Origin of the sequence: Pantoea sp. CCBC3-3-1 (genome assembly GCF_007981265.1) — a bacterium.
Lineage (GTDB): Bacteria > Pseudomonadota > Gammaproteobacteria > Enterobacterales > Enterobacteriaceae > Erwinia.
Map to the genome: position 1 here is coordinate 3,523,567 of NZ_CP034363.1, position 16,093 is coordinate 3,539,659.

At 54.0% G+C, this 16,093-nt stretch carries 16 protein-coding genes; 7 read left to right on the forward strand and 9 right to left on the reverse strand.

The window, feature by feature from the left end:
* Positions 1-29 precede the first annotated feature (29 nt).
* On the reverse strand, positions 30-914 hold the full coding sequence (locus EHV07_RS16415) for an SMP-30/gluconolactonase/LRE family protein (protein WP_147199072.1): 885 nt from the start codon (positions 912-914) through the stop codon (positions 30-32).
* Between the two features lie 307 nt (positions 915-1,221).
* On the opposite strand from EHV07_RS16415, the gene EHV07_RS24580 reads away from it, so the two are divergent.
* Positions 1,222-1,374 (forward strand): hypothetical protein, encoded by a 153-nt coding sequence (locus tag EHV07_RS24580; protein ID WP_168199643.1) that lies wholly within the window; start codon positions 1,222-1,224, stop codon positions 1,372-1,374.
* Positions 1,375-1,483: 109 nt separating this feature from the next.
* On the opposite strand, the gene EHV07_RS16420 is transcribed toward EHV07_RS24580, so the two are convergent.
* From EHV07_RS16420 to EHV07_RS16435, 4 genes are all read right to left on the reverse strand, one after another.
* Entirely contained in the window at positions 1,484-1,771 is a 288-nt protein-coding gene (locus EHV07_RS16420) for a hypothetical protein (RefSeq protein WP_147199073.1), read from the reverse strand.
* Positions 1,772-2,024: 253 nt separating this feature from the next.
* Positions 2,025-2,831, reverse strand: a complete 807-nt coding sequence (locus EHV07_RS16425) for a hypothetical protein (protein ID WP_147199074.1) — start codon at positions 2,829-2,831, stop codon at positions 2,025-2,027.
* 84 nt (positions 2,832-2,915) lie between these two features.
* Complete coding sequence (locus EHV07_RS16430; protein ID WP_147199075.1) at positions 2,916-3,368, reverse strand: universal stress protein; 453 nt, start codon at positions 3,366-3,368, stop codon at positions 2,916-2,918.
* A gap of 12 nt (positions 3,369-3,380) precedes the next feature.
* Entirely contained in the window at positions 3,381-4,163 is a 783-nt protein-coding gene (locus tag EHV07_RS16435; RefSeq protein ID WP_147199076.1) for an IclR family transcriptional regulator, read from the reverse strand.
* 165 nt (positions 4,164-4,328) lie between these two features.
* On the opposite strand from EHV07_RS16435, the gene EHV07_RS16440 reads away from it, so the two are divergent.
* The 3 genes from EHV07_RS16440 (at position 4,329) to ypdK (ending at position 7,216) form a co-directional block, all read left to right on the forward strand.
* Positions 4,329-5,930, forward strand: coding sequence for an MFS transporter (locus tag EHV07_RS16440; RefSeq protein WP_147199077.1), 1,602 nt, complete (start codon positions 4,329-4,331; stop codon positions 5,928-5,930).
* 5 nt (positions 5,931-5,935) lie between these two features.
* Complete coding sequence (locus EHV07_RS16445) at positions 5,936-6,964, forward strand: HlyD family secretion protein (RefSeq protein WP_147199078.1); 1,029 nt, start codon at positions 5,936-5,938, stop codon at positions 6,962-6,964.
* A gap of 195 nt (positions 6,965-7,159) precedes the next feature.
* Entirely contained in the window at positions 7,160-7,216 is a 57-nt protein-coding gene (gene ypdK / locus EHV07_RS25210) for a membrane protein YpdK (protein WP_371419698.1), read from the forward strand.
* Between the two features lie 47 nt (positions 7,217-7,263).
* On the opposite strand, the gene alaC is transcribed toward ypdK, so the two are convergent.
* Both alaC and EHV07_RS16460 read right to left on the reverse strand, forming a co-directional pair.
* Positions 7,264-8,502, reverse strand: a complete 1,239-nt coding sequence (gene alaC, locus EHV07_RS16455) for an alanine transaminase (RefSeq protein ID WP_147199079.1) — start codon at positions 8,500-8,502, stop codon at positions 7,264-7,266.
* A gap of 118 nt (positions 8,503-8,620) precedes the next feature.
* The gene (locus EHV07_RS16460; protein WP_147199080.1) at positions 8,621-9,148 is read right to left on the reverse strand and encodes a GNAT family N-acetyltransferase; all 528 of its coding nucleotides are present in this window, start codon (positions 9,146-9,148) and stop codon (positions 8,621-8,623) included.
* 336 nt (positions 9,149-9,484) lie between these two features.
* Between EHV07_RS16460 and EHV07_RS16465 the strand changes: the two genes are divergently transcribed.
* Together EHV07_RS16465 and EHV07_RS16470 are read left to right on the forward strand one after the other, a co-directional pair.
* The gene (locus EHV07_RS16465; RefSeq protein ID WP_147200652.1) at positions 9,485-11,200 is read left to right on the forward strand and encodes a sensor histidine kinase; all 1,716 of its coding nucleotides are present in this window, start codon (positions 9,485-9,487) and stop codon (positions 11,198-11,200) included.
* Positions 11,197-11,925 (forward strand): LytTR family DNA-binding domain-containing protein, encoded by a 729-nt coding sequence (locus EHV07_RS16470; RefSeq protein ID WP_147199081.1) that lies wholly within the window; start codon positions 11,197-11,199, stop codon positions 11,923-11,925. The genes EHV07_RS16465 and EHV07_RS16470 overlap by 4 nt, the downstream gene beginning before the upstream one ends.
* Positions 11,926-11,966: 41 nt before the next feature.
* Here the strand turns inward: EHV07_RS16470 and glk are convergent, their stop codons facing one another.
* Positions 11,967-12,932, reverse strand: coding sequence for a glucokinase (gene glk / locus EHV07_RS16475; protein ID WP_147199082.1), 966 nt, complete (start codon positions 12,930-12,932; stop codon positions 11,967-11,969).
* A gap of 174 nt (positions 12,933-13,106) precedes the next feature.
* Entirely contained in the window at positions 13,107-14,759 is a 1,653-nt protein-coding gene (locus EHV07_RS16480) for an alpha-keto acid decarboxylase family protein (protein WP_147199083.1), read from the reverse strand.
* A 208-nt stretch (positions 14,760-14,967) separates the two neighbouring features.
* Here EHV07_RS16480 and EHV07_RS16485 point away from each other — a divergent pair, with 208 nt between their 5' ends.
* Positions 14,968-15,957 (forward strand): aldo/keto reductase, encoded by a 990-nt coding sequence (locus EHV07_RS16485; protein WP_147199084.1) that lies wholly within the window; start codon positions 14,968-14,970, stop codon positions 15,955-15,957.
* The last annotated feature ends 136 nt before the right edge of the window (positions 15,958-16,093 follow it).

The following is a 16,093-nucleotide window of genomic DNA, read 5'->3' on the forward strand; positions in this document are numbered from 1 at the left end:
CCAGGAAATGGCAGCCTCGCGCTTTTGTATTATTTCTTTGCCCGGAATGTCGGCTCAGGTAGCCCGGCAACATTAACCCGAACTGCAAACAGATCGCCAGACTGCGGATACTGGGCCAGTTCTTCTTCGCTGCGCCCTTCGCGCGAGCTGGTGATATACAGCGTTTTCAGATCGGGGCCGCCGAACGCCACCATAGTCGGCCAGCGTACCGGCAGTGGAATTTCATCGACAATCTGACCATTGCGGGGATCAAGCCGAATGACCCGCGAGCCATCAAACATCGCTGCCCAGTAAAAGCCTTCACTGTCGATTGCCGCGCCGTCGGGCAATCCGCCCTCTTCCTGTTTAAAACGCTGTAATACCTCACGCGGGCCAATATCGCCCTGGTCATCGACCGGATAACGGTAAAGCACGCCGTTAGGCGTATCGGTATGATACATCCAGCGGTTATCCGGTGAGAAAGCCAGTCCGTTGGAAATCATCACGTCTTCCGCTTCCACGGTCAGCTTCAGGTTTTCGTCCAGTCGACATAGCTTGCCGCCATTGCGGTCCTGCGGTTCCCACAGGCTACCGCACCAGAAGCGGCCAAACCGATCAACCCGTCCGTCGTTAAAGCGGCTACGTTCCGCTTCACCCGGATTCGGCGCGATACGACGGGTAATCTTCCCCTGCTCGTCCAGCATGCATACGCCGCTGCGTAAGGCCGCCACAAAACCGCCGTCTTCGTTCAGGCCAAAACAACCAATATGCTCCGCCACCGGCACGGCACGATGCTCGCCACTTTGTGGATTAAAACGATGCAGAGCCGGTGCCAGAATATCAACAAACCAGAGCACCTGTTCGCTCACTGACCAGACCGGACATTCGCCCAGTTCCGCCTGAGCCGCCAGCACATTGTCTACCTGATAAGCCATAATTTTTCCTTGTAGTGACCTGGAGTGAATTGCAGAGCTAAGTTTACTGCATAACGCGGCTTCTGCTGAAATTAACGCAAATTCAATTACAGGAATATCTTGTACGCAGTCGGGGGATTTAAGAATATTCCAGGCCGATCTCTCTTTTTTTAAGCCTTATCTTATTTATCGCAACGTTTAAAAGACTAGTATTTGCCGTACAGAATTATTTGGTAATATTTACGGAAATAACTCTACATTTCCATCATTATTCTTCCACTTTTCTCTCGTAAATTGGCAGCTATAGAAAAGTGAAGGAGTATTCACCATGAAAAAAATAATTAAGGTTGCGACTGTTCTGGGTGTAATGATGATGCTGAATGGTTGTATTATACACGATGGCTACCGGGGCGGCGGCCATCACGGTGGCGGCTATCATGGCGGTAATCACCATGGACACGGGCCACATCGGGGCTGGTAAGAAAGGCATTATAAGAGGGTGAATCACCCTTAAGCGGGCAAAGCCTGCACACAGCAATATAAAAATAAAATAATGCAGTTTTCCAGGCGGGTTATTCCCGCCTTTTTTATTAACTTTTAATGCTGTAGTTACACTGATACCAGGCTTTCATTAATCCTGGCAATCGGCTTTCCTGCGGTTTGATCGCTTCAACTTTGTCGAACCCACGTTCAGAACAGTAATGTTCAACATCTTCCAGCATGGCGGCTTTATTTACCGTCTCTGGGTTAAAGCGATATTGCACGGTGTTTACAGCGGGATCTTCATCCACCTTTTCAAAAGCGCCCGGTTTGCCTGAAGTGCAGCCTGTTAATAACAGGACCGCCAGCGTCAGAGCGCCAGCAATACTCTTTTTCATCTTAACTCCTCTCTCCGGTGTCGCATAATACCCGGTCGGCCAGTTTGTTCTAATCGGAAAAGACTGCTTTTGCACATTCTTTACTGTGCTTATGCAATATTTTACCGATTGAATCGATTCAGAAGGCCGACTGGCGTGCCACGAAAATGAATGCCAATATGACGTCAGACACAGCGAAATGTCTGCTCAACACCAGGATTTTACTTATAATAACAAAGTGTTATGCCCGCGGCGAGCGGGCTTTTTTTTGCGCTTAATCCGCGCTGGCGTCGAGTATGATACGTAAAACGCCAGCGGATTGATTAACCGGAAGTGCCAGCACCGATTGATAAAGATCGATAGTCATATCGCACAGCTTACTTTTATCAACGCCCGCTTCCGCCGGTGAGTTAAGCGTTTGTAAGTCGCTGCCCCATTTGCCGTACAGCGTCCCGACCAGCGCCTGCAGGTCAGCACGGCTCCGCGCGATATCCATCGGTTGTTTGGCTCCGCGACTTTGCATCAGAAACGTATCCAGGGCCGCCATTTCCCGATCCCGCAACGCCTGGGGTAACACTTCACTGGTATTAATGCCGCCGTTGATCTGCGGAAAAAGAAAGCGATAGCAAAGCTGTGCGCTTTTCTGACGAATCAGCTTCATCTCTTCCAGTGAAATTTGCATAAAACTGTGCAGCTGAGCGTTGCTCACGTAGCTGATGCGCTGGTTGATCAGATCGGAAAGCGCAGGACGAAGCACCTCCAGCGCCTGCTGTTCATTCATGCCTTCCTGCAAAGCGGCGTTAAACTCTTGCTGTAGCTGCTGAAAAAGTTCGGGTTGCTGAACTTTGATCGTGCGGAACGCCGGCATATCGGCCAGTCGCTTTTCTGTCGCCGCCAGTTTTGCCTGTCGCTGGTGTTGAGGCGCGATGACGCCGAAGTAAGTCATGTTACCGGCAAACAAAAGGATGAAACCGCAAAGCGCAGCCAGCCGTCGACTGATTTTGCCTTTTTTATGTAGCCAGGAAAGAAAAACAATCAGAAGTGCGGCGCACAGAGCGGCAATAACAACTTGGAAAATCAAAATAACGTCCTGAGATAAACGGATGAAAATCAGAGCTCATGTCCGGCCAGGGTGCTGCCTGACATGAGCGATACGCGAGGCAGTTTAATCGGCCCTGACGTCGACCAGCACCGGGCAGCTGGCGCGCTCAATGACCGCCGCGCTCACCGACCCTTTCAGTAGCCGGTTAAAAGAGGAAAGGTGACGGCGCCCCATCACTATCATCGATGCACCAATCTCGTTGGCATGGGCGACGATGGTTTCAGCTGATTCGCCAGCCAGCACGCGTCCGGTCGCACGGATACCTTCGTTTTGAAGTTCAGCCAGCGCCTGCCGTACCGCTGCTTCCGCCGTGTTCTGCTCATCAAGCGCGCTGCCAAAATCACCCGGATCTTCTCCCGCTTCGATAACGTAGTCTCCGGTGGTACTGGCATAGCTTGCATCCACGCAGCACAACACCACAACGTCGGCATCCAGCGCACGTGCCTGCTCGCCAGCCAGAGAAATCACTTTGCGCGCAATAGCGGAATTATCAACAGCGACTAAAAGCTTTTTCATATTCCCTCTCAGTTAATCACGTAAGGCCGCTTTGCCTATCTCATGCACCAGCGCCTCCTTGCATTTCAGGATCTCTTCACGATAGAGCGCCTCATGCTTTTGGAAACGGGTGGACGGGACCAGTAAGCTGATGGAAAAACGTCCCAGTATGGTATCTATCGCTACCGCCATGGTGGAGATGCCTTCCAGCGTTTCCCCCCGATCGTACGACAAACCGGTGCGACGAATCTCTTGTAATCGCTCCATCAGGTCAGGGAAGGCTTTGACGGTCAGATCGGTGATGGCCTGATAGGCATCGCCGACCAGCAATCTCGCTTCTTCATCGCTGTCCAGCGCCAGTAACGCTTTTCCGCCAGAGGTGCTGTAGAGCGGCAGATTTAAGCCGATGCGTGGTACAACGCGCAGTTCACGATCGGCTACAACATAATGCACTATAGCTAACTGCAAGCCGCTGGCACGCGCAAGCGAAACCGTTTCGCCCGTGGCATCACTCAGCGCCTGTAGCCAGGGCTGCGCAATCGCTACCACGTCGGTATGCACGGTCGCAATCAGGCGTAACAGTGCCGGCCCTAGCCGCACGCCGCCCGACCCGTGGCTGCGTACCAGCTGTACCGAGTCCAGCGCGCCGACAATGCGCTGCACGGTAGAACGCGGGAGATCGACCATCTGCGCGATCTCGCCCAGACTCATGCCGTTTGGCCTGTCGCCAAGGGCATTCAATATCCTGGCAGCACGAGAGATCACCTGGATGCCGCCTGTACGTTCTTCTTCACGCAGAGCTGAGGGTTCAGACATGAGATTTCCTTCCTTGTTGATGGCGATACTTTAGCACTTTTTTCCCCCTGCTGGCAGGCCGTACCGCATTGCAATACACCCAATCACCATGTAATATCCGCGCAGAATGTATCACAATGCAATACAGTGCATCACTTTAATTCTTTCCTTTGCGGAGCACCTGCTATGAATGCTCAACCCGCAGCGGCCCCAGCTCCTCATCCTTTTACCCTGCGCCTGGCGCTGGGTTTGGTTGGCGTGTTGATTGCTGCGCTAACTTCCGGCCTGAACGACCGTGTGACCGATCTGGCGCTGGCCGATGTGCGGGCCGCCATCGGTTTCGATTACGATCGGGCCAGTTGGATTACCTCGGCTTATCAGGCAGCGGAAGTGGCGGCGATGATGGTCGCCCCCTGGTTCGCCGTGACCTTTTCACTACGCCGTTTTGCTCTGGTGGTGGCGTTTGGCTTCGCGCTTACCGGCGCGCTTCAGCCTTTTGCCGCTACGCCGACGCTTTTCATTACGTTCCGCGTGATTCAGGGTCTGTTTGGCGGCGCGCTGCCGCCCTTATTGATGACTGTTGCGCTGCGCTTTTTGCCGCCGCCCTTTAAATTGTACGGACTGGCTGCCTATGCCCTTACCGCTACTTTTGGGCCGAATGTTGCTGCCTCGCTGGCCGCTTTCTGGACGGATGCCGTCGGCTGGCAGTTTGTTTTCTGGCAGGTTATTCCGCCTGTCCTGATAGCCAGCCTGCTGATTGGCTGGGGGCTACCGCAGGATCCGACCCGGTTTGAGCGGTTTAAACAGATTGACCTGTTTGGCATGCTCACGGGCTGTAGCGGGATCGCGCTGATGATCCTGGCGCTGAGCCAGGGCGAGCGGCTGGACTGGCTGAACTCTCCACTGATTGTGGCGATGCTGCTTTCCTCTACCGCTTTGCTGATCGTGTTCTTTATTAATGAATGGTTTCATCCGCTGCCGTTGTTCAAATTGCAGCTGCTGGAACGGCGAAATCTGACGCACGGCCTGCTGGTGCTGGCTGGCGTGCTGCTGGTGGCGCTTTCCGGTTCCGCCCTGCCCTCCGCCTATTTCGGGCAGGTGGAAGGCTTTCGTACCGTGCAGTTTGCCCCGCTGGCGCTGACTATCGGCCTGCCGCAGCTGTTAATTGCGCCGCTGATGGCCACGCTATTAAACCTGCGCTGGATCGACTGCCGCTGGATGTTGACGTGTGGCGCTATCCTGCTCAGCATTTCCTGTCTGCTGGGCATGCAGCTTACCGATGACTGGGCGCGACAGAATTTCTGGCTGATCCAGCTGTTACAGGCATTTGGTCAGCCGATGCTGATCCTGCCGGTACTGATGAGCGCCACCAGCGTGATCCTGCCGCCGGAAGGACCTTATGCCTCGGCGATGTTTAACACCGTACGCGGTTTTTCCAGCGTCGCCGCCGGCAGCCTGGTGGAAAATTTCCTGACGCATCGGGAAAAGTTTCATTCGCATACCCTGGTCGATCAGCTGGGTAATCGCCCCTGGCTGATGACCGCCGACAGCAGCGCCAGCGCCAGCACGCTTCACCCTTTACTGCCTGATGGCTCGGTCAGTTCAACAGAAAACCTGAGTCATTTCAGCACGCTGGTAAAACATCAGGCGGTAATCCTTAGCATCAGCGACGCTTACCTGATGCTGATTGGTTTTGCCCTGCTGCTGGTCGTGCTGACCGCCTGGCTACCGAAACGCGTCTGGCCGCCGCAAACTTTACTTCAACCCGTTTCAAAAGCGACGAGATAATAACGATGAGCTTTACACCTGCCAAAAGAACATTCACCCTGGCCGTTCTGCTGCTGATCCTGCTGGGGATTGCCTTTTTCATCTGGTCGGCCATGAGCCGTCACCAGGCGCGCACTGATGATGCCGTCATCACCGCTGATTACACCGCAGTGGCACCAAAAGTGTCCGGTTATATTCGTACGGTAAACGTTGGCGATAACCAGATCGTTAAAGCGGGCGCCACGTTGGCGACGATCGATGACCGCGACTATCGGGTTGCGCTGGAAACGGCCGAAGCTAATTTACAGGTGAGTCAGTCCAAACTCACCAGCGTTCAGGCGCAGCTGGAACAGCAGCAGGCGACCATTGCACAGAACGATGCTGCCGTCAGCGCCAGCCAGGCTACGTTAAATTATGCCGGTCAGAATGCTGAACGCTATCGCCGCCTGCTGAAAAGCGGTACCGCCACGGCCGATGAGCAGCAGAAAACCAGCGCGTCAATGCAGGAAGCCGCCGCCCAGCTGCGCCAGAGCCAGGCAGCCGCGCTTGCTGCGCGTAAAGAAGTTGGCGTCCTGGAGGCCAGCATTCGTCAGGCTCAGGCCGATATTGCCGCATCTAAAGCCAGCGTCGATCAGGCTCGTCTGAATCTCTCTTATACCGTGATTACTGCTCCAATCGATGGCTCAGTAGGCCAACGTTCTGCCCGTCAGGGTGCCTGGGTTTCCGCCGGTACCCGGCTGATGGCCGTGGTGCCGTTACAGCAAACTTATGTCGTTGCTAACTTTCTCGAAACGCAGCTTGGCGATGTACGTCCAGGCCAGCCTGTCTCCATTGAAGTCGACGCGCTACCGGGCGTCACGCTGCGCGGGCATGTGGACAGTATTGCACCTGCTACCGGCTCTACCTTTGCCGCTATCACGGCTGATAACGCCACGGGAAACTTTACCAAAGTGGCTCAGCGCCTGCCGGTGAAGATTTTGCTGGAACCGGGTCAGGCAGATCTGCCTCGCCTGCGCGTGGGAATGTCGGCGATACCGACCATCGAAAAACGCTAAATCAGGCACTATTCTTAGTGCCGCAGCCTTTATTTTGCCGGTGAGAGCGGGTAAATTAGCGAACGATCCTGCTATGAGCTGACTCATGGCAACCTCAACCGGGGAATCTTCCGGTGTTTGTTCTGTTTGCGTTGCGCAGGCCCGGGATCGCCTCAGGTAACCGCTCAGAGGAGTCGTTTGGTGAAATATGCGTTGATGGGAATCTCATTTCTTCTGCTGGCCTGGCTGGGCACGTTTTATCTGATGCTGTAATTCAGGCTGGCGTGAGAGGGCAGGCAACGAGCCTGCCCTTCTGCTGTTTACTCCGCGCTCTCTTCGCTGATTTTTACCGTCCCCGGTAAGATGCCGTCCGCCCGGAACATCGCCTTAATGCCCCGGATCGCCTGACGAATACGGTCGCTGTTTTCAATTAGCGCAAAACGAACATGGGTATCACCATAGTCACCAAAACCGATGCCTGGCGAAACACAAACCTTCGCTTCCTGCAGCAGATGTTTGGCAAACTCCAGCGAGCCCATATGCGCGTAATGGTCCGGGATTTTGGCCCAGACATACATAGACGCTTTCGGGATCTCCACCATCCAGCCCGCCTCATGCAGCCCTTTCACCAACACATCGCGTCGGCGCTTATACTGCTCTGCAATATCGCGTACGCACTGCTGATCGCCTTCCAGCGCGGCAATCGCGGCCACCTGTAAAGGCGTGAAGGTGCCATAGTCATGATAGCTTTTGATGCGCGCCAGCGCGGCCACCAGCTCTTTGTTGCCGACCATAAAGCCAATGCGCCAGCCAGCCATATTATAGCTTTTCGACAGCGTGAAGAATTCTACCGCCACGTCGCGCGCACCGGGCACTTCCATGATCGACGGCGCTTTCCAGCCGTCGTAGACGATATCGGCATAGGCCAGATCGTGGATAACCAACACGTTATACTGCTTCGCCAGCGCGATAACCCGTTCGAAGAAATCCAGCTCCACGCACTGCGCGGTGGGATTCGAAGGGAAACCCAGGATCATCATTTTCGGCTTGGGATAGCTTTCGCGGATGGCGCGTTCGAGTTCATTGAAGAAATCGACGCCCGCAACCAGCGGGACTGACCGTACCTGAGCGCCCGCAATAACGGCACCATAAATATGGATCGGGTAGCTTGGGTTAGGCACCAGCACGGTGTCGCCATGATCCAGCGTGGCCAGCATCAGGTGCGCCAGCCCTTCTTTCGAACCGATGGTGACAATCGCTTCCGACTCGGGATCGATATCGACCTGATAGCGGTCGGCATACCAGCGTGAAATCGCCCGGCGCAGGCGTGGGATCCCGCGTGAAGTGGAATAGCCATGCGTATCTTCGCGCTGGGCAACCGCACACAGCTTTTCAACAATATGCGGCGGCGTGGGGCCATCCGGGTTGCCCATACTGAAATCAATAATATCTTCACCACGACGGCGTGCGGCCATCTTTAGTTCGCTGGTGATATTGAACACGTAAGGGGGAAGACGTTCGATACGGGAAAAACGACGTGCGGAGCTGTTGTCAGCCATAGGATCCTCTGATTTACGTTAGCGCCCGGACCGTCCGAGCGACGCTGACCAGAATCTGGTCGAGGAATGAACATATCGCACTGTTTGCCAGGCTGTCGAGAGGCAGAAGAAAATTTCTTTAAAAGTCAGATTTCAGGCAGCCAAACACCCAATCGTTCACCCATTGCCCGCGCAGCAGATAATTATCCCTTAGCGTACCTTCAAGCTGGAAACCATTTTTCTCCAGCACGCGCCGCGACGGCCAGTTGCCTTCCACCACCTGCGCCTTGAGCTTATGGAATTCACAGTGAGTGAACAGATAGTTGCGTATGGCTCCCAGCGCTTCGCTACCGTAGCCCTGCCCGGTAAAGCGATGCAGCAATGAATAACCGACTTCCGCCTGACGATACGGCGCCCATTCAGCGTTCGCGCCGATCAGGCCAATCGCTTCTCCACTGCTTTTCAGACGAATGGTCAGGCACAGCATATGCAAACTGGTTACCTGCCAGGGTGCCAGCCGATCGTTGAAGCGCTGGCGAATATCAGCCAGCTGCGGCACCGCGCTGATAAATTTCATGCTAACCGGGTCAGTATGCACCTGGTGAAACAGCGTCCAGTCGGCGGGCTGTAACCGATCCAGCAGCAGGTGCCGGGTATTTAGCTGCATAATTTGCTCCTAAAAGGGGATATATTTATTTTCTTATGGGGCAGAATTTCCTTGTTTTACGGCGATATTGCCCGGGAAAGGCGCGAGATATCTTCCAATACCTATCCCCTTTTTCCAACCAGGATTTCCGCAAATATCTTTTTTTGCGATGTTTGACAATATTTCGGCACCCGAAGCAATTCAAGCCTGCGAGGGCAAAAGAATGGCTGAGTCAATATTGATCCAAACAGGCATTATCTCATTTGGCCTCTCGCTTACCTGGCACATCGCCTGCGCTTTCCTTATCATGGAGCTCTCTTTTCCCGAGCCGGAGGGCTTGTGCACTCAACGTTTGAAATGCTGTTGGCGGTGCTGGATCGTGCCGCCCTGATGCTGATTTGTCTGTTCTTCATGACGCGCACCCGTCATTTTCGCCAGCTGCTGCAAAAAGACGAGCATTCACGTCAGGAGCTGATGGCGGTTACGGCTATCTTTTCGCTGTTCGCGCTTTTTAGCACCTGGAGCGGAATCAACGTTGATGGCTCGCTGGTTAATGTGCGCACCATTGCCATTATGTCTGGCGGCATCCTGTTTGGGCCCTGGGTGGGTATTATTACCGGCGTGATTGCTGGCCTGCACCGCTTCCTGATTGATATTCACGGCGTCACCTCCGTTCCCTGTCTGATTACCAGCATCATTGCTGGCTTTGCTGCCGGCTGGATCAATCTTAAAGTCGTTAAAGAGAAGCGCTGGAGCATGGGTATCGCTGGCGGCATGCTGTGCGAGTCACTGACCATGATCCTGATCCTGCTGTGGGCCGAACCGCGTGAGCTGGGGCTGAATATCGTGTCGGAGATCGCCCTGCCGATGATTTTAGGCGCGGTAAGCATCGGACTGATTGTGCTGCTGATCCAGAGCGTGGAAGGCGAAAAAGAAGCCATTGCCGCCCGTCAGGCCAAGCTGGCGCTGGATATTGCTAATAAAACCCTGCCGCTGTTTCGTCACGTTAACAGCAGCTCATTGCGAAAAGTCTGCGATATTATTCGCAGCGATATCAATGCTGATGCAGTGGCTATCACCAATAAGTATCAGGTTCTCGCTTATGTCGGTGTAGGCGAAGAGAACTACCGTGAAGGCGATGAAGCGATCAGCCCGACGACTGCCCGATCGCTCGCTAATGGTGAAATCATCATCAGGAATAACGATGAGGCGCACCGTACGCCGGAAATCCACTCCATGATTGTCATCCCGCTGTGGGAAAAAGGCAAAGTGACCGGCACGCTGAAAATTTATTATCGCCATGCTCACCGCATCACCTGGTCACTGCGAGAAATGGCCGTTGGCCTGTCGCAGATTATCTCGACCCAGCTGGAAGTTTCACGGGCAGAACAGCTGCGTGAAATGGCCAATAAAGCGGAACTGCGCGCGCTGCAAAGTAAAATCAACCCACATTTCCTGTTTAACGCTCTGAACGCCATCTCTTCGTCTATCCGTATCAATCCCGATACCGCCAGGCAGCTCATCACCAATCTGGCGCGTTATCTGCGCTATAACCTGGAACTGAACGACGACGAAGTCATTGATATTAAAAAAGAGCTGTATCAAATCAAAGATTACATCGCTATTGAGCAGGCGCGTTTTGGCAGTAAGCTGACGGTGATTTATGAAATTGACGAAGACGTAAGCTGTTCACTGCCGAGTCTGTTAATTCAGCCGCTGGTGGAAAATGCCATTGTGCACGGTATCCATCCCTGTCGTGGCAAAGGTGTGGTAACAATTAGCGTGAAGGAGCTGGACGACCGGGTCCGTATCGCCGTACGCGATACCGGCAACGGCATCAGCCAGGAAGTCATTGCCCGGGTTGAAAGCAATGAGATGCCCGGTAATAAAATTGGCCTGCTGAATGTGCATCATCGCGTGAAGCTTTTATACGGTGAAGGATTGCATATTCAACGGCTCAATCCGGGCACGGAAATTGCCTTCACCATTACCAGGAACGGGGCCGTTTTGCCCGAACGGGCGTCGCTCACCTTGTTTGCTGACGAAACCGCAACAACCGGAAAAACACCGTGAAAGCGATCATAGTTGAAGATGAATTTCTGGCTCAGCAGGAGCTGAGCTGGCTTGTCAGGCAGCACAGCCAGCTGACGATTGAAGCGACATTTGATGACGGCCTGGACGTGCTGAAGTATCTGCAAAACCATCAGGTTGACGTTATTTTTCTGGATATTAATATTCCGTCGCTGGATGGCGTATTGCTGGCGCAAAATATCAGTAAGTTCGCCCACAAGCCGCTGATCGTCTTTATCACCGCTTATAAAGAGCACGCGGTAGACGCCTTCGAGCTTGAAGCCTTTGACTATATTCTCAAGCCGTACCACGAGATGCGTATTATTACTATGCTGCGCAAACTGGAGAATACGCTACAGCCGCCGCCTGCCGGAAATGCTGAGGCCGTTCGCAGTCCGGTACAGACCATTAATCTGGTGAAAGACGAGCGCATTATCGTCACCAATATCAACGATATCTATTATGCCGAAGCCCATGAAAAGATGACGTTTGTTTATACGCGGCGCGAAGAATACGTGATGTCGATGAACATTACCGAGTTTTGCCATCGCCTGCCGGAAGAGGCGTTTTTCCGCTGCCATCGTTCTTACTGTGTGAATCTGAGTAAAATTCGCGAAATCGAACCCTGGTTCAACAATACCTATATGCTGAAGCTGCGCGATCTGGATTTTCAGGTGCCGGTAAGTCGCAGCAAGGTGAAAGAGTTTCGCCAGCTGATGCGCTTATGATGATAAAGAGCCGGAAAGATATCCGGCTCTTTAGAGAAGTATTACAGGATCGTACCCAGCGTCTGGCGCAGATGCGCGCCCGCGCCCAGCAGGCCTGGCTTATCATGCGTGATCAGATAAACCGGGATGTTCTGCACGTAATCCTTAAAGCGCCCTTTATCTTCAAACGCCGCACGGAAGCCGGAGGATTTGAAGAATTCCAGGAAGCGCGGCACGATACCGCCAGCGATATAAACGCCGCCGAACGTACCGAGGCTCAGCGCCAGATTGCCGCCAAAACGTCCCATGATCACGCAAAACATTGCCAGCGCACGACGGCAGTCGGTACAGCTGTCGTCTAACGCACGCTGAGAAACATCCTTCGGCTTGAGATTTTCCGGTACACGGTTATCGGCTTTAACAATCGCCCGATAAAGGTTAACCAGACCCGCACCTGACAGTACGCGCTCAGCGGAAACATGGCCCAGTTCAGCGCGCAGCACTTCAAGGATCAGATCCTCTTCTTCGCTGTTAGCTGCGAAATCGACATGGCCGCCTTCGCCCGGCAAACTCACCCAGCGCTTATCAACATGCACCAGATGCGCGACGCCCAGTCCGGTTCCCGCACCGTAAACGGCAACAGGCTTATCTTTTACCGGCGCGGTGCCGCCAAACTGCATAACGTCCTGCTCGGTCAACATCGGGATAGCCATTGAAACGGCAGTAAAGTCGTTAATGATCTCCAGATGTTCAAAACCCAGGTTAGCTTTCATTTGGCTGGTGGAGAAAGCCCAGTCATGATTGGTCATATCAACCCAGTCATCGGTGATCGGACAGGCAATCGCGATGCAGCCGTCGGTCACATCCTGTTTTTGCTCGTCGAGATAAAAACGGATGACCGCTTCCAGGCTATCGTAGTCTGCTGTGGAGAACGTTTTGGCTTGTGAAATGGCGCCGTTCTCAACATCACACAGCGCCAGGCGAGCGTTGGTGCCGCCGACATCACCTACCAAAGCATACTTAGTCATTATTGTTTTGCTCCGCTTACGTCATTTGTACACACTATAAATTTCCCCCACTCAAACAACAACGCCCACCAACCGAAAGATGAGCGCAAAATCAAGCTGCGACCGCCTACCATACCTGCACTGGCGGCCTTTTCCCACGGGCATCAATCTGAATTCTGCCGCTGGTGCAGAATTTCAGGCGGAATTACGTTGATTCAGTGCTCTGGTAACGGCTTCAAGCAACGGTGGTACGTCCAGCGGCGGCAATATTACCTCGACCAGTGACAAACGCGAGCTTTGCGCGATCACCTTCAGTACCTCCGTTAATTGTACTGTTTGCGTCACTCGCCAGCTCTGGGCCGTGCACGTTTTGCTCATCGCCTGAGGTAGCTGCGTCCAGTTCCAGGCCGCGATATCATTGTAGCGTTGATGTTCACCATGAATAGCCCGTTCGACCGTGTAACCGTCGTTATTCAGCACCAATATGATCGGCTTCAGATTGTCACGCAGCATAGAACCCATTTCCTGCGCGGTTAACTGTGCAGAACCATCTCCCACCAGCAGTACGACGCGCCGTTCAGGGCAGGCAATTTGCGCACCATAAGCTGCTGGCAGCGTATAGCCAATCGAGCCCCACAGCGGCTGGCTGATAAAGGTAACATCTTGCGGTAAACGCAGAGCGGCAGCGCCAAACGCGGCGGTCCCCTGATCGGCCAGCACGATATCACCGGGCCGTAAAAAATCCTGCATTGCTTGCCAGAAGGTATTTTGCGTGAGGGAATCGGAGGGTTCATCAACCAGCGCAGGCGGCGCAATTTTACGTTCTGGCCAGCCTCCTGCGTGCTGCTTTAACAGCTTATGCAGAATAGCGATTGCTTCGCTCATCGGTACCTGCGGGAAATGCGCGTCTCCTACACGCGCGCTGTTAAGGCCAATCGCAATAGTGTTCGCGGGATCGATTTGGTGGGTAAAACCGGCAGTAATGGTGTCAGTGTAAATAACGCCAACGGTAATAATGACCTCGTTTTCTTCAATGATTTTCTGGGTGTTGCCCGCGCTGGCTTTACCGGAATAGGTTCCGGCGAAGCCAGCCTGCTGTTCCGGCAGCACGCTTTTTCCCATCAGCAGCGTGGCAAACGGCAGTGGGATATCCGTCACCAGCCGGGCCAGCGCCGCTTTTTGTCCGGCGCGATCCGCCAGAAAATCAGCCAGCAGCGCTACGCTATTGGCCGCAGACAGCCTCTTCTCAGCCGCTGCGGCGAAGGCATCCAGTTTGCTTTTGTCGACGTCATGGCTCAGCGGCAACGGTTGTGCTGGCGGCTGGATGCGGGCCTCCGCCACGTCGGTGGCTAAAAAGAGATAAACGGGCCGGTGCTCGCGCAGCGCCACCACGATCAGCCGATCGATTTCTGCCGCCGCGTTTTCAGGCGTCAGCTCCGCCTGAGCCACGGTCACTTCTTTATACATACGCTGAAAGTGGCTGAAATCGCCATCGCCCAGCGTATGGTGCAGTAAAAGCCGGCCTTGTTGTGAAGTTGTCGAGGGTGCCCCAACGATATGTATGACGGGCACATACTCCGCATAGCTGCCTGCCACGCCGTTTAACGCGCTAAGTTCACCTACGCCAAACGTTGTCAGTAGCGCAGCCGCGCCGTGACAGCGTGCATAACCATCCGCAGCGTAAGCCGCGTTCAGCTCGTTGGCACAGCCTACCCAGCCAATGTCCGGGCTGTTAATAACGTGATCGAGAAATTGCAGATTATAGTCACCGGGTACACCAAAAAGATGGCCAATGCCCGCCTGATGCAGCCGGATTAACAGGTAGTCTCCAACGGTCAGATTTTGCATGATTTTCCCCTTATTAAAATAAGCGCTGTAATCAGTATCGCCGATTATTTCGCCTCTATTTACAGCCGGTCTTCCCTCAATCTGGCAAGCGAACGTTACGCCTGAGACTTTTCCGTAAGTTGCGATCTGTGGCGCGAATCCATTTGGTGTAACCGTATACACTGCTACGCTCATTTTTACCCCGGTCTTTCAGCACAGGAACTTTTTTATGGTTTATCAGCCCGATGCACAGCGCTACCAGACAATGTCCTACCACCGTTGTGGAAACAGCGGCCTTAAGCTGCCCGCCATTTCGCTGGGGTTATGGCATAATTTTGGCGACAGCACCCGCGTCGATAACAGTCGCGAACTGCTGCGCCACGCTTTTGATAACGGTATCACCCACTTTGATTTAGCCAATAACTATGGTCCGCCACCGGGTTCAGCCGAACAGAATTTTGGCCGGATTTTGCGTGAAGATTTTCACTCGCTGCGTGATGAACTCATTATCTCTTCGAAAGCCGGTTATACCATGTGGGACGGGCCGTACGGCGATTGGGGCTCGCGTAAATATTTGATAGCCAGCCTGAACCAAAGCCTGAAGCGCATGGGCCTGGACTATGTTGATATCTTCTATCATCACCGCCCGGACCCGGAGACGCCGCTGGAAGAAACCATGACCGCGCTCGACCATCTGGTACGCCAGGGAAAAGCGCTCTATATCGCGCTGTCAAACTATCCGGCAGCGCTGGCTGAAAAAGCCATTGGTATCCTTAATCAGCTCGGCACGCCTTGCCTGATTCATCAGCCAAAATATTCTATGTTTGAACGCGCGCCGGAAAACGGCTTGCTGGATGTGCTGACTGAACAGGGCGTCGGCTGTATCGCCTTTTCACCGCTGGCGGGCGGTATGCTGACTGACCGTTATCTGCACGGGATCCCGGATGATTCGCGTGCCGCCAGCGGCAGCAAATTCCTCAGTGGGGATCAGCTAACGCCGGAGAAAATGGCGAAAGTGCGCCAGCTCAACGAACTGGCTAACGCGCGCGGGCAGAAATTATCGCAAATGGCGCTGGCCTGGGTGTTGCGCGGCAACCGCGTCACGTCGGTGCTGATTGGGGCCAGTAAAACCAGTCAGATTGACGATGCTATCGGCATGCTTGCCGCGCGAGACTTCAGCCAGGCCGAGCTGGAACGCATTGAGGCCATCCTCGCCTGAGCCCTTTCCCGCCGCGCCCTGCGGCGGGATTTTTACAGATAACTCCCAATCTCATTACCTGCGCTGCTTTTCAGAACTTCCCAGGCGAAACGTTCGCAATCTCTTTATAATACTGGTACCCCAGCGGAGCAGGTGT